Below are 14,100 nucleotides of genomic sequence, written 5' to 3'. Positions count from 1 at the left end.
GCGCTCTCCCGGGCGCACCCGCCGCCGGGGTCAGCCCAGCTTCAGGGTGGTCAGGCATGTCGGGTCGTCCGGGCCGGTGGCGATGTCCTGGGTGGCGGTCTTCCCGGCGTACGTCACCGTCACAGTGCCCCGGATGTCGCGGGGCAGCCAGAAGCCGGCGAACCCGTTGGCGCCGAGCGTGACGTCCTGGTCGACCAGCGACGCCCCCGCGGTGTCGGTGATGGTCACATGCACCTGCGCGCCGGCGAGTTCGCCCTGGCAGGTGGCCAGGTTGTGGTTGTAGCAGTCGTGCGTCTTCTTCTCGTACGGGGCGATCGACAGGTAGGTCCGGCCCGCCGGCAGGGCCATCGCGACCTGGCGGTCGCCGGCGGTCAGCACCACCTGGTCGTGGCGCACCGAGGCGACCGGGCCGGCGGTGCGGTCCTCGGTCGAGGCCTCCAGCGCCGCCACCACGTCCTCGGTGCTGCGCCCCTGCAGACCGGCGGTGGCCAGCACCGCGTCGACGCTCGCCAGGTCGGTGGCCGGGGCCGCCGCGGACGCCGATCCTCCCGGTGCGGAGGTCGACGTCGTGGCACCGCGCGGGGCGGTGGCGGCACAGGCGCTCAGAGTGAGCGCGGCGATGGTCATGACCGCCGGGACCACGAGGGCGGGCAGGGGCTTCGTCACGGTTCCTCCAGACATCGTCGGTGGGCGGTGCCACCCGGTGCCGATCGGCGACCCGTGCTCCCTGCACCGGGCCTTGACCGGACGTGCAACCGCTCTTGACCATCCATTCGCGGGCAGGTCAAGACGCCGGATCCCTTCTGTCAAGATCCGGTCAAGATCGGGAGGTCCCGCCGGTCGGCGGGATGGGGGCCGGGCCGCGGAGTGCGGCGTACGCCCCGGGGGTCAGAACTTGCGACGCATGTAGGACCGGCCGAGCTTGCCGTCGCGGGCCGGAACGAAAGAGGTGAAGCCCTCGCTGGCATACAGCTTGCGGGCGCGGTCGTTGTGGCACTTCATGTCCAGCCACATGCCACGGCAGGCGTACGTCTCACGGACGTAGTCGACGATGTAGCGGACGAATCGGCGGCCGAAGCCTTGGCTGCGGTGAGCCGGGGCGATGACCATGCGGCGGAGCTCGATGTCTCCGCCGTCGAGGATTCCGGCGAGCACGCCGTAGCCGGCCAGCTCGTCGCCGACGAACAGCAGCAGGTGCTCCTGGTCGGGATCAGCCAGAGCCGCCTCGTGGTAGTCGCGGCCCGTCGGACCAAGCCATTCGGCCGTGTCCGTAGACTTCTCCAGGCGAAGGATCGCCTCGATGTCGCCCTCCGTCGTGTGCCTGACGGTCAAGGGCAGGGTGATAGCCATGCAGTGATGATGACACCGGAAACGCCCGGCTCCAACTCTGTGACGCCCCGCTGCCTGTGAGCAACCTGTGTGTCTGTCGGTATCGCTTGCGTACAGCTCAGGGATGCGGCATGACCGCTACGAAGTCCCGGCTGGACGGCTGCAGGTAGCGGTCGGCGGCGGCCACCTCGTCGGGGCTCAGTTTCTGTGCGACGGGCCCGGAGGCGCCGTGGCGGTAGGTGATGAAACTGGTCCAGTCCTTGTTGATGTCGAGCTGCGTCGCCTCCGTCGCCCCCGCATCGTGCAGGATCTGGGCCAGCGCGCCGACCGTCAGGGACGGGCCGAGCACCACCACGGTCGAGCCGTCGGCCCGGGTGCCGATGCCGCTGCGCCAGACGGCGGCCGCGTTGCCCACCGTCTTGCCCCAGACCGCGCCGCTCGGGTCGGCGACCTCCGGGGCCACCTTCCCGTCGTGCACCAGCGGGATCAGGTTCTGCCGGACCGCTGCCACCCCCGTCCCGGGCTCTCCGCCGGCCCACGTCATCACGCGTAGCGACCCGTCGGTGCCCAGCACCATCGAGGCCGCGCCGGTCTGCAGCGGGACCACGGTGTGACCCGCCTGCCAGTAGCCGCCGCGCGCATCGGTCATCTTGAAGCCGCTGTTGAAGCTGGCCAGGACGGTGTTCGCCGGCTGGCCGCTGAGCCGGCTGGTCTGCCCGCCGATCGGGCCGGGCTCCTTGGTGCCGGGGTGCAGGACGAAGGAGTTGAGCTTCGGGTCCAGCCACACCACATGGACGACGTACGAGGTGTACACGGCGTCCGGCCGCAGGGAGGCGACCATCGCCGCGGTGTCGCCCCCGGCGGAGTACAGCGGATGCCACTGCCCCTCACCGGGCAGCGCCGGCCCTGCCTGGGACGGGATGGTCGCGGGACGTGTGGTCCGGGTGCGGATCGGGCCGCTGCCCCCGGCGTCGAGCGCCGCCGCGTCGGGCGTGCCGCCGGACTTCGGCGGGTCGAGCCGGTACTGCCACTGCTCCAGCAGGGTGACGGCGCCGCCCAGGTGGTGGTCGCGGGCCCACTCCGCCACCCGCGCCACGGTGGTGTCGGTGCCCGGGGCGGCGAGGGCCGACCCCAGCGACACCGAGGTCCACAGCACCAGCGCGGCGAGAAGGCCCCCGGGGACCGCCAGCCACCGCCACCGCCGACGCGGCCCTCCCGGCCGGGACCACCGGGGCGGTGCCTCGACGGCGCGCCGCGGATGCGGGGGGGAGGCGGTCGATGGCGGGATCTGGCACAGGGGTCCTTCCAGGGCGACGGACGGGGCGTCCGCAGCCCGAGCCGGCTCGTCACCCCGAACCGGCAGGGCGGTTCCCCTCTACCGTGCCTTGAGGCGGTGAGAGGAGGATGAGAAGGTGATCTCGCCTGCCACCCGGGCCTGGGCCCGCCACCCGGCGGCGTCCGGTCGCGGCGGGCGGGCACAGGAGGTCAGATGAGGCGGCGCGTCCCGGGCATCGGCATGCGGGTCAAGCTCGCGGCCGCGACCATGGTGATCGTCGGCATCGCCCTGGTCGTCGGCACCGTCATCGTCAGCCTGGCCCTCTACACGGCACTGATGGCCTCGGTCACCCGGGAGGCGACCGGCCAGCTGAGCGCGGTCGTCGAGGTCATCAGCCGCGAGGGCGTCGACGGGCTGAGCAGCGCGACCGGCGCCGAGGTGGCGCTCGGCGCCAGCGTGCAGCTCCTCGGGCCCGACGGCTCGGTCGTCTACTCCACCAACGGGAACACGCCACTCACCACCGCCCGGCCCGGGGTGGGGGAGGTCGTCCTCACCGGGGCGAGCCCGCTGCCGGCGCCCACGGAGGATCCCGGTCTCGTCGTGGCGGCCACCGGCGTGGCGTACGACGGGCGGTCCGGCACCGCCGTCCTGGCGGTCTCCCAGGACTCGCAGTACGAGGCCGTCGACACCGTGCTCAAGCTGCTGCTCGCCGGCACTCCGCTGATCGTCCTCGTCGCCGGGGCGGTGGCCTGGTGGCTGGTCAGTCGTTCGCTGCAACCGGTGGAGGACATCCGGACGACGGTGGAGTCGATCTCCTCGCGGCACCTGGAGGCCCGGGTGCCGATCTCCGACGTCGACGACGAGATCGGGCGGCTCGCGCTGACGATGAACGCCATGCTCGACCGTCTCGAACGCGGCCGGCGGCAGCAGGACCAATTCGTCGCCGACGCCAGCCACGAACTGCGGTCACCGCTGGCCAGCCTGCACACCGCCCTGGAGATGGGCACCGGTGACCCGTCCGGGCGCCGATGGCAGGACCTCGCTCCGGTGATGTCGACCGAGACCCGGCGGATGGAGCGGCTCGTCGACGACCTGCTCACCCTCGCCCGCGGCGACGCCGGGATGGTGACCTCGGGCCGATGGCGTGACGTCGACCTCGATGACCTGGTGGTGGAGGAGGCGCGGCGGCCCCGTGGCGCCGGGCGGGTGGAGGTGCTCTTCGAGGTGGAGCCGACCCGGATCCGCGGCGACCGGCTGCAGCTCGTCCGGGTGCTGCGCAACCTGGCCGACAACGCGGTCCGCGCAGCGGCCTCCCGGGTGGTGCTCTCGGTGGAGGCCGACGGGGCCGCGGCGGTGCTACGGGTGGAGGACGACGGGCCGGGGATCCCGCCGGAGGAACGGGAACGGGTCTTCGAACGGTTCGTCCGGCTCGACACTGCCCGGACCCGGGACGAGGGCGGCAGCGGTCTGGGCCTGGCGATCGTCCACGAACTCGTCACCAACCACGGGGGGACGGTGGCGGTGGACGCCTCGGCGCTGGGCGGCGCCCGGTTCACCGTACGGCTGCCGCTGGACTCCCCGGATCCCGGTCAGCCGGCGGCCGGGCTGTCGACCACCCGGTAGCCGACGCCGCGGACGGTCTCGATGGAGTGGCGCCCGTACGGCTCGTCGATCTTGCGGCGCAGGTAGCTGACGTAGACCTGGATGATGTTGGTGTCCCCGGCGAACGCCGGATCCCACACCCCGTCGAGGATCTGCGCCTTGGTGACCACTTGGTCACGACGCCGCATCAGGAACTCCAGCAGGGAGAACTCCTTGGCGGTCAGCTCGATCTCCTCATCGTCCCGCCACACCCGGTGGCTACCGGGGTCCAGGGAGAGGTCGCCGGCGGTCAGCACGGCCGGCCGCTCGGGGGCACCGCGCCGGACCAGGGCCCGTAGCCGGGCGACCAGCACGACGAAGTCGAACGGCTTGGTGAGGTAGTCGTCGGCGCCGAGGTCGAAGGCGTCCACCTGGTCGTACGGCCCGTCCTTGGCGGTGAGCATCAGCACCGGAGTCCAGTCGTGGCGGGCCCGCATCCCCTTGACGATGTCGTAGCCGTTCAGCCCGGGCAGCATGATGTCGATCACGGCCACGTCGTAGTCGCCTTCGAGGGCCATCCACAGCCCCTCCCGGCCGTTCGCCACGACGTCGACCAGGAACCCCTCGCTCCGCAGACCGTCGGCGACGAGCTTCGAGAGGGAGGGATCGTCCTCGACCATCAGCACACGCATGCCACCATTGTGGCCCCCGCCGAGACGTCCACAGCCCCGCGGCGCGTACGACGCCCAGGTCGAGGCATGACAGGCGCGGCGGCGCCCCTGACCGGGAACGGCTGACCCGGCGGCACCCCTGACCGGGAACGGCTGACCCGGCGGCACCCCTGACCGGGAACGGCTGACCCGGCGGCACCCCTGACCGGGAACGGCCGACCCGGCGGGGGCTACTCTGCAGCCGTGACTCTCGTCATCGCCCACCGCGGCTGGTCCGCCCGTCAACCCGAACAGAGCCGTGCGGCGTACGTCGCCGCGATCGACCTGGCCGCCCGCACCGGGCGCCGGTTGGGGCTGGAGTGTGACACCCACTTCAGCGCCGACGACCAGCTCATCTGTCTGCACGACCTCGACCTGGCGCGCACCGGCGGGCGGCCGGTGGACGCCCGCGACCTGACCGTCGCCCAGCTCAAGGGAGTGGACATCGGCTCCTGGTTGATCGGCCCGGAGGCGACTCCCGCCCAGCGCGAGCTGATCACCGTCCCGGAGTTGTTCGACCTGGTGGCCGAAGCCCGCGGCCGGGGCATCGACGTCTTCGCGGTGGTCGAGACCAAGCATCCGAACCCGTGCGGCACCGACGTCGAACGGGCGCTCGCCGGCCTGCTGCGGGAGCGCGGCTGGGTGGGCGCGGACGCGCCGGTGCGGATGATCAGCTTCGACCCGGAGGCGGTCCACGTCTTCGCCGGCCTGCTGCCTGACGTCCCGCGATCCCAGCTGCAGTTCCCCGCCCCGATCGTCGAGGGCGTCGAGGCACCCGCGATCAGCCCCTGGCTCGGCATGGTGCGCCGGGACCCCGAGCTGGTCCGCCGCGCCCACGAGGCCGGACTCGAGGTGCACGTCTGGACGGTGAACGACCCGGCCGACATCGCCTTCTGCCTGGAGCTCGGCGTCGACGCGATCACCACAGACAGCCCGGATCTGGCCCTGCAGCTCGTCGCCGACTGACCGGGGTCGCTCCGCCCTGACGGGGGCGATGGCGACTCGTCCCGGGGATTAGGAGCGGGCGGCCGGACCGCTTTGCCCGGACGGCTGATGGTGTCCTCCGGCGGGTTATAGGTCTGCCCTATGGAAGTTTGTTCGACACCAAAGGACGCGACGGGCGGATGCGACGGGCGGACAAGACCAGCGGATGCGACGGGCGGACGTGACCTGACCGGGTGACCGATCGGCGCCCGTTCGTGTGGCGTACATCTCGACGTCACCTGTGAACCGCACAGCATTCACCCCTGTGGAGCAGGCTCGGGCCCCGTGAGTCCGACGATGCTCTCGCCGCGGACGAGCGGCGAGCCGACCGAGGCGGTGGTCCCCAGACGCCGGCCGTACGCGTGGAGCGAGATCGGGCTGGCCGCCGCACTGGTGCTGCCCAACGTGGTCCTGCTGGCGCTGTTCACCTACCGGCCGCTGCTGGACAACATCCGGCTGTCCTTCTACCACTGGAACATCTCCTCGCCGCGCCGTACGTTCATCGGTGTCGCCAACTACGTGGAGTGGTTCACCGCCCGCGACACCGGCACCGTGGTGCTCAACACGCTGATCTTCACCGTCGCGGCGGTGCTGGGGTCGATGGTGCTCGGGCTGGCGATGGCACTGCTGCTCGACCAGAAGCTGTTCGGCCGTGGCGCCGTACGCTCGATGGTCTTCGCGCCGTTCGTGATCTCCGGGGCGGCGATCGGTGTCGCCTTCCAGTTCGTCTTCGACCCGACGTTCGGCCTGATCCAGGATCTGCTCGGCCGGCTGGGCATCGCCTCGCCGAACTTCTACCAGGCGCCCGGCTGGGCGCTGTTCATGGTGACGGTCACCTACATCTGGAAGAACGTCGGCTACGTCTTCGTCATCTACCTGGCCGCGCTCCAGGGTCGTCGGGCCGAACTCGACGAGGCGGCCGAGATCGACGGCACCTCGGCGGTCCGGGCGTTCTTCCGGGTGATCCTGCCGCAGCTGCGGCCGACCACCTTCTTCCTGTCGGTCACCGTGCTGCTCAACTCGCTGCAGGTCTTCGACATCATCAACGTGATGACCCGCGGCGGCCCCCTGGGCACCGGCACCACCACGATGGTCTTCCAGGTGTACCAGGAGACCTTCGTCAACTCCCGCGCGGGCTACGGCGCCGCAGTGGCCACCATCATGTTCCTGGTCGTCCTCGCCGTCACCCTCGTCCAGGTGCAACTCCAGGACAGGCAGGACTGATCATGACGATCACCGACAGGACCGGGACCGGCGAGCCGCTCGAGCCCACCGGCACCGGACCGGGCGCCGGGACCGACGGGTCGGCCGTCGCCGGCACCGACGGGTCGGCCGTCGCCGGCACGGCAGGGTCGCAGGCCGCGGGGGCCACCGGGCGGCAGGCCGAGGCGACCACAGGGTCCCTGACCGCGGGGCGTACGCGGTGGGCGATCCCGAAGCCCGGCGAGCGCGGCACCGCCGGCACGGTGCTCGGCTACCTCGGCATCCTGGTCACCGTCGCGGTGATCATGGTCCCGCTGTACTTCATCCTGATCACCTCGCTGAAGACCCGCCCGGACATCTACGCCGACCCGATCACCTGGTGGCCGCACCCGTTCGCCCCGGAGAACTACCTCTATGTGCAGCAGGAGGTGGCCTTCCTCTCCTACCTGCGCAACTCGGTGATCATCACCGGCACCCTGGTGGTGGTGAAGGTGACGCTCGGCGTGCTCACCGCGTACGCCCTGGCCTACCTGCGCTTCCCAGGACGGAACGTGCTGTTCATCGGGGTGATCGCCTCGCTGATGGTGCCCAACCAGATCACCGTCATCTCCAACTACGCGCTGGTGGCGGACTGGGGGTGGCGGAACAGCTTCCAGGGCATCATCGTCCCGCTCGCCGGGGTGGCCTTCGGCACCTTCCTGATGCGCAACCACTTCCTCTCCCTGCCGCGGGAGATCCGCGAGGCGGCGCTGATGGACGGAGCCGGCTTCTTCCGGACCCTGTTCCGGGTGATCCTGCCGATGTCCTGGCCGACCGTGGTCGCCTTCACCCTGATCACCGTCGTCAACGAGTGGAACGAATACCTGTGGCCGTTCCTGATGTCGGACGGCGCCGAGGTGGCCCCGCTGCCGGTCGGCCTGACGTTCCTGCAGAACAACGAGGGCCTGACGAACTGGGGACCGGTGATGGCCGGCACGGTGCTCGCCTCGCTGCCGATCCTGATCGTCTTCCTCATCCTCCAGAAGCAGATGATCAAGGGCCTCACCGCCGGCGCCGTGAAGGGCTGACCCGGGCGCGCGGCACCCCCGATCCCCGTACGCGACCAGCGTGCGGCACCACCGAAGGAATGGAACGAGCATGTCCCTGTCCCGTCGTAGTTTCCTCGCCATGTCCGGCGCCGTCGCGTCGGTGGGTGCCCTCGCCGCCTGCGGCACCGGGGCGTCCGCCGGCCAGAAGGGCGACGGCACGATCCAGTTCTGGTCCAACCACCCGGGCAAGTCGCAGGCCGTCGAGCAGGCCATGATCGACGCCTGGAACGCCGCCAACCCGAAGACCCCGGCCAAGCTGGTCGACGGTGGGGCCAACTACGAGGAGCTCGGGCAGAAGTTCAACGCCGCCCTCGCCGGCGGCCAGCTGCCCGACGTGATCGTCGCCTCCGACGTGACCTGGTTCAACTTCGCCCTCAACAAGGCCACCACCCCGCTGGACGACCTGTGGGCCAAGGCCGGCGTGAAGGCCGACACGTACGTCGACACCCTGCGTGAGGACTACGCCTACAACGGCAAGCACTACGGCATGCCGTACGCCCGCTCGACCAACCTGATGTACCTCAACACCGAGCTGATGGCGAAGGCCGGCCTCGGCACCTCCGGCCCGACCAGCTGGGCACAGTTCGCCGACTGGGCCCCGAAGCTCAAGGAGGCCAACGGCGGCAAGCCGGCGCTGGTGATCCCGGACGGCAAGAACTACCTCGACTGGTACTTCCAGGGCATGGTGTGGACCTTCGGCGGTTCCTACTCGAAGGACTGGACCCCCACCTTCACCACCCCCGAGACGCTGGCCGCCGGCCAGTTCCTGCAGGACCAGGTCAAGGCCGGCAACATCGCCGTCTCCAACGACGCGGTGAACCAGTTCGCCACCGGCGGTGCCGCCGGCCTGCTGGAGTCGACCGGGTCGCTGACCGGCCTGACCAAGTCGGCCAAGTCGCCGTTCTTCACCAGCTACCTGCCCGGCCCGAAGCCGGGTGCGGCCACCGGTGGTGCCGGCCTCGGCGTGCCCGCGGGGATCAGCGAGGAGCGCAAGCTCAACGCGGTGAAGTTCATCGACTTCCTGACCAGCACCGCCAACACCGTGAAGTTCACCCAGGCGACCGGCTACATGCCGGTCCGCAAGGACGCTCTGGACGACGCCGGTGAGAAGCAGTTCCTGGCCCAGAACCCGAACGCGATGACCGCGATCAAGCAGGTCAACGAGAACACCAGGTCGCAGGACGCCGCCCGGGTCTTCGTGCCCGGTGGCGGCCTGCGGATCGGTGCCGCCCTGGACCGGATCACCACCGGCAAGGAGGACGTCAAGACCGTCTTCCAGCAGCTCCAGGACGACACCCAGAAGACCATCGACCGCGACATCAAGCCGCTGATCTGATCCTGTCGGGGCCGGGCGGTCGTCCGTCGTACGTCCTCGCGGGTGGTTCCACGTGGAACATCCATGGCGTACGGCGCACCGGCCGCTCGGTGCCGGGGCCTGCCGGAGCGCCGGGTCCCGGTCCGACTCGGCGCCCGGCGCACGCCGGATCCGTACGCCCCCACCCCAGTCCACCCCACCCGCCGACCGACGCCGTACGATCCGGCGTTCCGCACCCTGCCTGTCCACGTCCCAGGAGGACTCATGGCCACCGTCGACTTCGTCGCTGCCACCCGCATCTTCGACCCCGCGCAGCGACCCGCGGTGAACCGGCTCGACCTGTCCATCGAGGACGGGGAGTTCCTGGTCCTGGTCGGGCCGTCGGGCTGCGGCAAATCCACCACACTGCGGATGCTCGCGGGCCTGGAGCCCGTCGATGCCGGCAGCATCCTGATCGACGGCACGGACGTGACGACGATGCGGCCGCGCGACCGCGACTGCGCCATGGTTTTCCAGAGCTACGCGCTCTACCCGAACATGACCGCCCGGCAGAACATGGCCTTCGCTCTGGAGAACGCGAAGATGCCGAAGGCCGAGATCGCCACCAAGGTCGACGCGGCCGCGAGGATGCTGCAGCTGGAGGACCTGCTGGACCGCAAGCCGGGCCGGATGTCGGGTGGCCAGCGGCAGCGGGTCGCGATGGGCCGGGCGATCGTCCGTGACCCGAAGGTCTTCTGCATGGACGAGCCGCTCTCCAACCTCGACGCCAAGCTGCGGGTGTCGACCCGCTCCGAGATCGCCGCCCTGCAGCGCCGGCTCGGCGTGACCACGGTCTACGTGACCCACGACCAGACCGAGGCGATGACGATGGGCGACCGGGTCTGCGTCCTGGACGGCGGCGAACTGCAGCAGGTGGAGCGGCCGACCACCCTCTACGAGGCGCCGTACAACACCTTCGTCGCCGGCTTCATCGGCTCCCCGGCGATCAGCCTGCTCGAGGACGTGCCGGTGGTCGACGGCCGGGCGGTGCTCGGCGGACGACACCGGATGGACCTCGCGATGACGCCGAAACTCGCCGCGAAGGTCACCGACAGGGTGATCGTCGGGATCCGTCCGGAGGCCTGGGAGATCGTGTCCGCGGAGGATCCGGCGTCGGTGCCGCTGAGCGTCGACCTGGTCGAGGAACTGGGGGCCGAGTCGTTCGCCCACTGCACCCCGGTGCCCGAGGCGGACGCCCCGCTGGCCGTACGCAACGGCCGGATCACCGTCCGTGCCGACAAGTACCAGCGTCTCGCCGCCGGCGAACGCATCCACGTCCGCCCGCGGGCCGGGGAGTGCAAGTTCTTCCACCCGGACAGCGAGATCAATCTCGAATACGTCTGAGCCGGCGGGCCGGGGGCGCTGATCGGAGCCTGCTGTGCGCGCCTGCTCCCGGCTAGAGTCGTGGCGGGACCGTACGGACGACAGGCGGGACCGTACGGACGAGGAGGAGGCCGGGCCATGGAGATCGTGAACCTGCCGGCGGGTGATCCCCGCTGGGCACAGGCACTGCCGGTGCTGCAGCAGCTGCGGCCCCATCTGGGCGCGGCCGATCTGGAGGAGGTGCTCGCCTCCGACGCGCAGCGGCCGTCGTTCTTCGCGGCGTTCGAGGGCGAGGACTGCGTGGGCGTGTGCGGGTGGCGGCTGGTCGCCACCACCGGCGTCGGCCGCAAGCTCTACATCGACGACCTGGTGACCGACGATTCGGCCCGCTCGCAGGGGATCGGGGCGGCGCTGCTCGACCATGCGGAGGACCTCGCCCGGCGCCACCACTGTGCGGTGCTCGACCTGGACTCGGGGGTGCACCGCCACGCCGCGCACCGCTTCTACCTGCGGGAGCGGCTGGACATCGTCTCCTTCCACTTCGCCGAGCGGCTGGAGGTCGACGAGTAGTCGGCCTCCGCCGGCTCAGCGTGCCGGCTCAGCGCGGAGGCTCGGCGCCGGGGCGCAGCGCGTCGAGCACCGTCAGGGCCTCCGTACGCCGTTCCCACGGCACCAGCAGATGGTCGTGGTAGGCCCCGGCGATCACGTTGCAGCTGATCCCGTGCGCGGCAAGCGCGGTCGACACGGCGGCGGTGAGGCCGACCGCCTCCAGCGCCGAATGCACCTGGAGGGTGATCAGCGCAGCGACATGGTCGTACGACAGGCCCAGCCGGTCGGCCTCCTGACGGTCCAGGACCAGGGTCAGTCCCTCGGTCTCGCGCACCGTGGCGAAGACCCGGCAGCCGTCGGGCAGGGCGTCGACCACGGTGTAGACCACGGGCGCCGCGGACAGGCGCGGGGTCAGGGTGGCGAGCAACTGCCCGAGGTCGGTGATCGCTCCGGTCTCGGTGGTCGCTCCGGTCGGTGAGGTCATGCGCCCAGTCTTGCCCAGGTCTTCCGATGAGCTCGCTCGGAACGCCCCGTCGGCATCGTGTCCGTACGTACGCTTGAGGGCATGGCCCGGGAGATCCGTACGGTGCGGCGACCGGCGAGCACGGACTCGCCGGAGTTCGACCTCGCCTACGTCCGGGTGCATCGCGGCGCGAGCATCCCGGTGGTGGTCATCCCCGGCGGCCCGGGACTGGGATCGGTCCGGGTGTACGGGGGGCTGCGGAGGTCCGCCCCGGATCTCGACATCGTCATGGTCGAGCACCGTGGCGTCGGCTACTCCCGCCATGACGTGACCGGGGCGGACCTGCCGGCCTCGGCGATGACGGTCACCGCGGCCGTCGACGACATCGCGGCCGTGCTGGACGCCGAGCACGTGGACCGGGCGATCATCGTCGGCAGCTCGTACGGCACCTACCTGGCACAGGGCTTCGGGGTCCGCCACCCCGCCCGGGTGCAGGCGATGGTGCTCGATTCGACCCTGCTCTCCGCCGAGGACCACCACGACGTACGCGCGCATGCCCGCCGGGTGCTCTGGGAGGGCGACCACGGCACGACTGCCACCGCCGCGCGCCGGATCCGCCGGATGGTGGAGAAGGAGGGCGCCGATCCGCTGCCGCTGGGGGCGGTCACGGCGTCGATCTACGAGTTCGCCGGGGCGGCGCGGCTGGAACGTTACCTGGACCCGCGGGGCCGGCACCCGGCCGGGCTGGTGGATCGTACGTTCCGCGCCGTCCGGGCGCGGGGGACCGGGTCGATGCCGTACGTGATGGAGTTCGGGCTGGTCGGCAATCTGGCCACCCGCGAGTTGCAGTACGCGCCGGCCCCGGACGGGCGGATCTTCGATCCGGCGTACCTGACGACCGAACTGGTCGGGCGGTTCCCGGCGTACGAGCGGGAGCCGTTCGACCTGCCCGCGTCGCTGCCGCGGTTCGACTGGCCGGTGGTGGTGCTGGCCGGGGAGCGGGACCTGACCACCCCGGCGGCGGTCGCGAAACGTACGGCCGGCCTCGCCCGGTACGGCCGCTACGTCCGGGTGCCCGACATCGGCCACAGCGTGCTGGACTCCCACCCCGAGGCGCTGCTGGCGGTGATCCGTGCCGTGCTCAGTGGCGCGCCGATCTCGCTGCGCGGGCTGCGTCGTCGGGGGGCCACCCGTCACCTGGCGCCCGCTATCGGCGGTCTGATCGCCCTCGACCGGCTGACGGCGTCTTTGTTGCGGGCGGGTCAGCCGGCGGTGGGCGGATAGCGCGGCCGGGAGGTCAGGCCTGGGCGGGTTGGGCTGCTCCGGCGTGCTCGCCGGTCCCGGTCCCGGCCGCGGCCAGGGCGGCCTGGTAGCTCGGTTCGGCCCGCTTGATCCGGCGGATGACGTACGCCGTCAGCGGCATCACGAGGTACTGCACGGCGACCTTGTAGACGAAGCCGAAGAAGGCGTAGTTGGCCCACTGGCCGATCGTGGTGATGCCGATCGCGGTCGCGGCGACCGAACAGAAGACGACGGTGTCGACCAGTTCGCCGGCACCGGTGGACCCGGCCAGCCGCCCGATCAGACCCCGCTCCAGGCGTCGCCGCTTCCGGGCCCACATGATGAACGAGTTCACCGACTGGCCGCAGACGAAGCCGAGCATGCTCGCCAGCACGATCTGCCACACCGGTCCCAACGCCGTCTCCAGGGCGGCCTGCTTGGCCACGCCGAAGTCGTCGGTGAAGCCCGGCAGCGCGATGATGATCGCGTACGTGACGACGGCGCCGATGCTCGTCAGGAAGCCGGCGGCGATCGCCCGTCGGGCCGCGCGGACACCGTAGATCTCGGTGATCGTGTCACCGAGGATGTACGCCAGCGGGAAGAGGAAGAACCCGCCGTCGGTGATCACCGGGCCGAAGACGACGCCCTTCGACCCGCCGATATTGGACAGCACCACGACCACGCACATGATCGCGAGCATCGTGGCGTAGCGGGGGGAGCCCGCATCGGCGTACGCCGCGCGGGGCGCCTGTCCGCCGCGTTCCCGCGGGAACGTCATCGAATCTCCCGAGGGGAGCTGGTCCGAGGTTGTCACGGGTCGGGAGTCTAATCGGGCATCGTGAACGCGCGGTGCGAGCCGTCGCCGGTCGGCCGGTCGGTGGGCGCGCCGCATGCCATCCCGATGCGGGGCCCGCCCGCCTCGCCTACTAGGCTCCCGTGAGGGTGCCCCCGACGAGCGG

General features: G+C 71.1%; 14 protein-coding genes. 8 read left to right on the top strand and 6 right to left on the bottom strand.

What is annotated here, in order from left to right; all coding sequences use genetic code 11:
• Window positions 1–30: 30 nt before the first annotated feature.
• The 3 genes from R0146_RS04100 to R0146_RS04090 form a co-directional block, all read right to left on the bottom strand.
• A complete protein-coding gene (locus R0146_RS04100) occupies window positions 31–666 on the bottom strand; it encodes a CueP family metal-binding protein (protein ID WP_317691590.1) in 636 nt (211 codons plus the stop codon).
• A 222-nt stretch (window positions 667–888) separates the two neighbouring features.
• Window positions 889–1,350, bottom strand: a complete 462-nt coding sequence (locus R0146_RS04095; RefSeq protein WP_317691589.1) for a GNAT family N-acetyltransferase — start codon at window positions 1,348–1,350, stop codon at window positions 889–891.
• A 97-nt stretch (window positions 1,351–1,447) separates the two neighbouring features.
• Window positions 1,448–2,485: a phosphodiester glycosidase family protein gene (locus R0146_RS04090; RefSeq protein WP_317691588.1), complete on the bottom strand. Its 1,038-nt coding sequence runs from the start codon at window positions 2,483–2,485 to the stop codon at window positions 1,448–1,450.
• A gap of 333 nt (window positions 2,486–2,818) precedes the next feature.
• Here R0146_RS04090 and R0146_RS04085 point away from each other — a divergent pair, with 333 nt between their 5' ends.
• Window positions 2,819–4,228 (top strand): sensor histidine kinase, encoded by a 1,410-nt coding sequence (locus R0146_RS04085; protein WP_317691587.1) that lies wholly within the window; start codon window positions 2,819–2,821, stop codon window positions 4,226–4,228.
• Here the strand turns inward: R0146_RS04085 and R0146_RS04080 are convergent.
• A complete protein-coding gene (locus R0146_RS04080; protein WP_317691586.1) occupies window positions 4,195–4,878 on the bottom strand; it encodes a response regulator transcription factor in 684 nt (227 codons plus the stop codon). The two genes, R0146_RS04085 and R0146_RS04080, sit on opposite strands and share 34 nt — an antisense overlap.
• Window positions 4,879–5,100: 222 nt before the next feature.
• Between R0146_RS04080 and R0146_RS04075 the strand changes: the two genes are divergently transcribed.
• From R0146_RS04075 to R0146_RS04050, 6 genes are all read left to right on the top strand, one after another.
• Window positions 5,101–5,862, top strand: coding sequence for a glycerophosphodiester phosphodiesterase (locus R0146_RS04075; protein ID WP_317691585.1), 762 nt, complete (start codon window positions 5,101–5,103; stop codon window positions 5,860–5,862).
• 303 nt (window positions 5,863–6,165) lie between these two features.
• Entirely contained in the window at window positions 6,166–7,104 is a 939-nt protein-coding gene (locus tag R0146_RS04070) for a carbohydrate ABC transporter permease (RefSeq protein WP_317691584.1), read from the top strand.
• Between the two features lie 2 nt (window positions 7,105–7,106).
• The gene (locus tag R0146_RS04065) at window positions 7,107–8,150 is read left to right on the top strand and encodes a carbohydrate ABC transporter permease (RefSeq protein WP_317691583.1); all 1,044 of its coding nucleotides are present in this window, start codon (window positions 7,107–7,109) and stop codon (window positions 8,148–8,150) included.
• 100 nt (window positions 8,151–8,250) lie between these two features.
• The gene (locus R0146_RS04060; RefSeq protein WP_317691582.1) at window positions 8,251–9,507 is read left to right on the top strand and encodes an ABC transporter substrate-binding protein; all 1,257 of its coding nucleotides are present in this window, start codon (window positions 8,251–8,253) and stop codon (window positions 9,505–9,507) included.
• A 243-nt stretch (window positions 9,508–9,750) separates the two neighbouring features.
• Window positions 9,751–10,869: an ABC transporter ATP-binding protein gene (locus R0146_RS04055; protein WP_317691581.1), complete on the top strand. Its 1,119-nt coding sequence runs from the start codon at window positions 9,751–9,753 to the stop codon at window positions 10,867–10,869.
• A 117-nt stretch (window positions 10,870–10,986) separates the two neighbouring features.
• Complete coding sequence (locus tag R0146_RS04050) at window positions 10,987–11,418, top strand: GNAT family N-acetyltransferase (protein ID WP_317691580.1); 432 nt, start codon at window positions 10,987–10,989, stop codon at window positions 11,416–11,418.
• A 28-nt stretch (window positions 11,419–11,446) separates the two neighbouring features.
• Here the strand turns inward: R0146_RS04050 and R0146_RS04045 are convergent, their stop codons facing one another.
• On the bottom strand, window positions 11,447–11,881 hold the full coding sequence (locus R0146_RS04045) for an ACT domain-containing protein (RefSeq protein WP_317691579.1): 435 nt from the start codon (window positions 11,879–11,881) through the stop codon (window positions 11,447–11,449).
• Between the two features lie 81 nt (window positions 11,882–11,962).
• Here R0146_RS04045 and R0146_RS04040 point away from each other — a divergent pair, with 81 nt between their 5' ends.
• Window positions 11,963–13,144, top strand: a complete 1,182-nt coding sequence (locus tag R0146_RS04040) for an alpha/beta fold hydrolase (RefSeq protein WP_317691578.1) — start codon at window positions 11,963–11,965, stop codon at window positions 13,142–13,144.
• A gap of 13 nt (window positions 13,145–13,157) precedes the next feature.
• Here R0146_RS04040 and R0146_RS04035 read toward each other — a convergent pair whose 3' ends face one another.
• Window positions 13,158–13,919 carry a queuosine precursor transporter gene (locus tag R0146_RS04035; protein WP_317692328.1) on the bottom strand — a complete coding sequence of 254 codons (762 nt, stop codon included), beginning with the start codon at window positions 13,917–13,919 and terminating at the stop codon, window positions 13,158–13,160.
• Window positions 13,920–14,100 lie beyond the last annotated feature (181 nt).

Origin of the sequence: Raineyella sp. LH-20 (genome assembly GCF_033110965.1) — a bacterium.
GTDB lineage: Bacteria > Actinomycetota > Actinomycetes > Propionibacteriales > Propionibacteriaceae > Raineyella.
The sequence above is the reverse complement of the archived record's forward strand: the minus strand, read 5'-3'. Positions and strand labels throughout refer to the sequence as shown.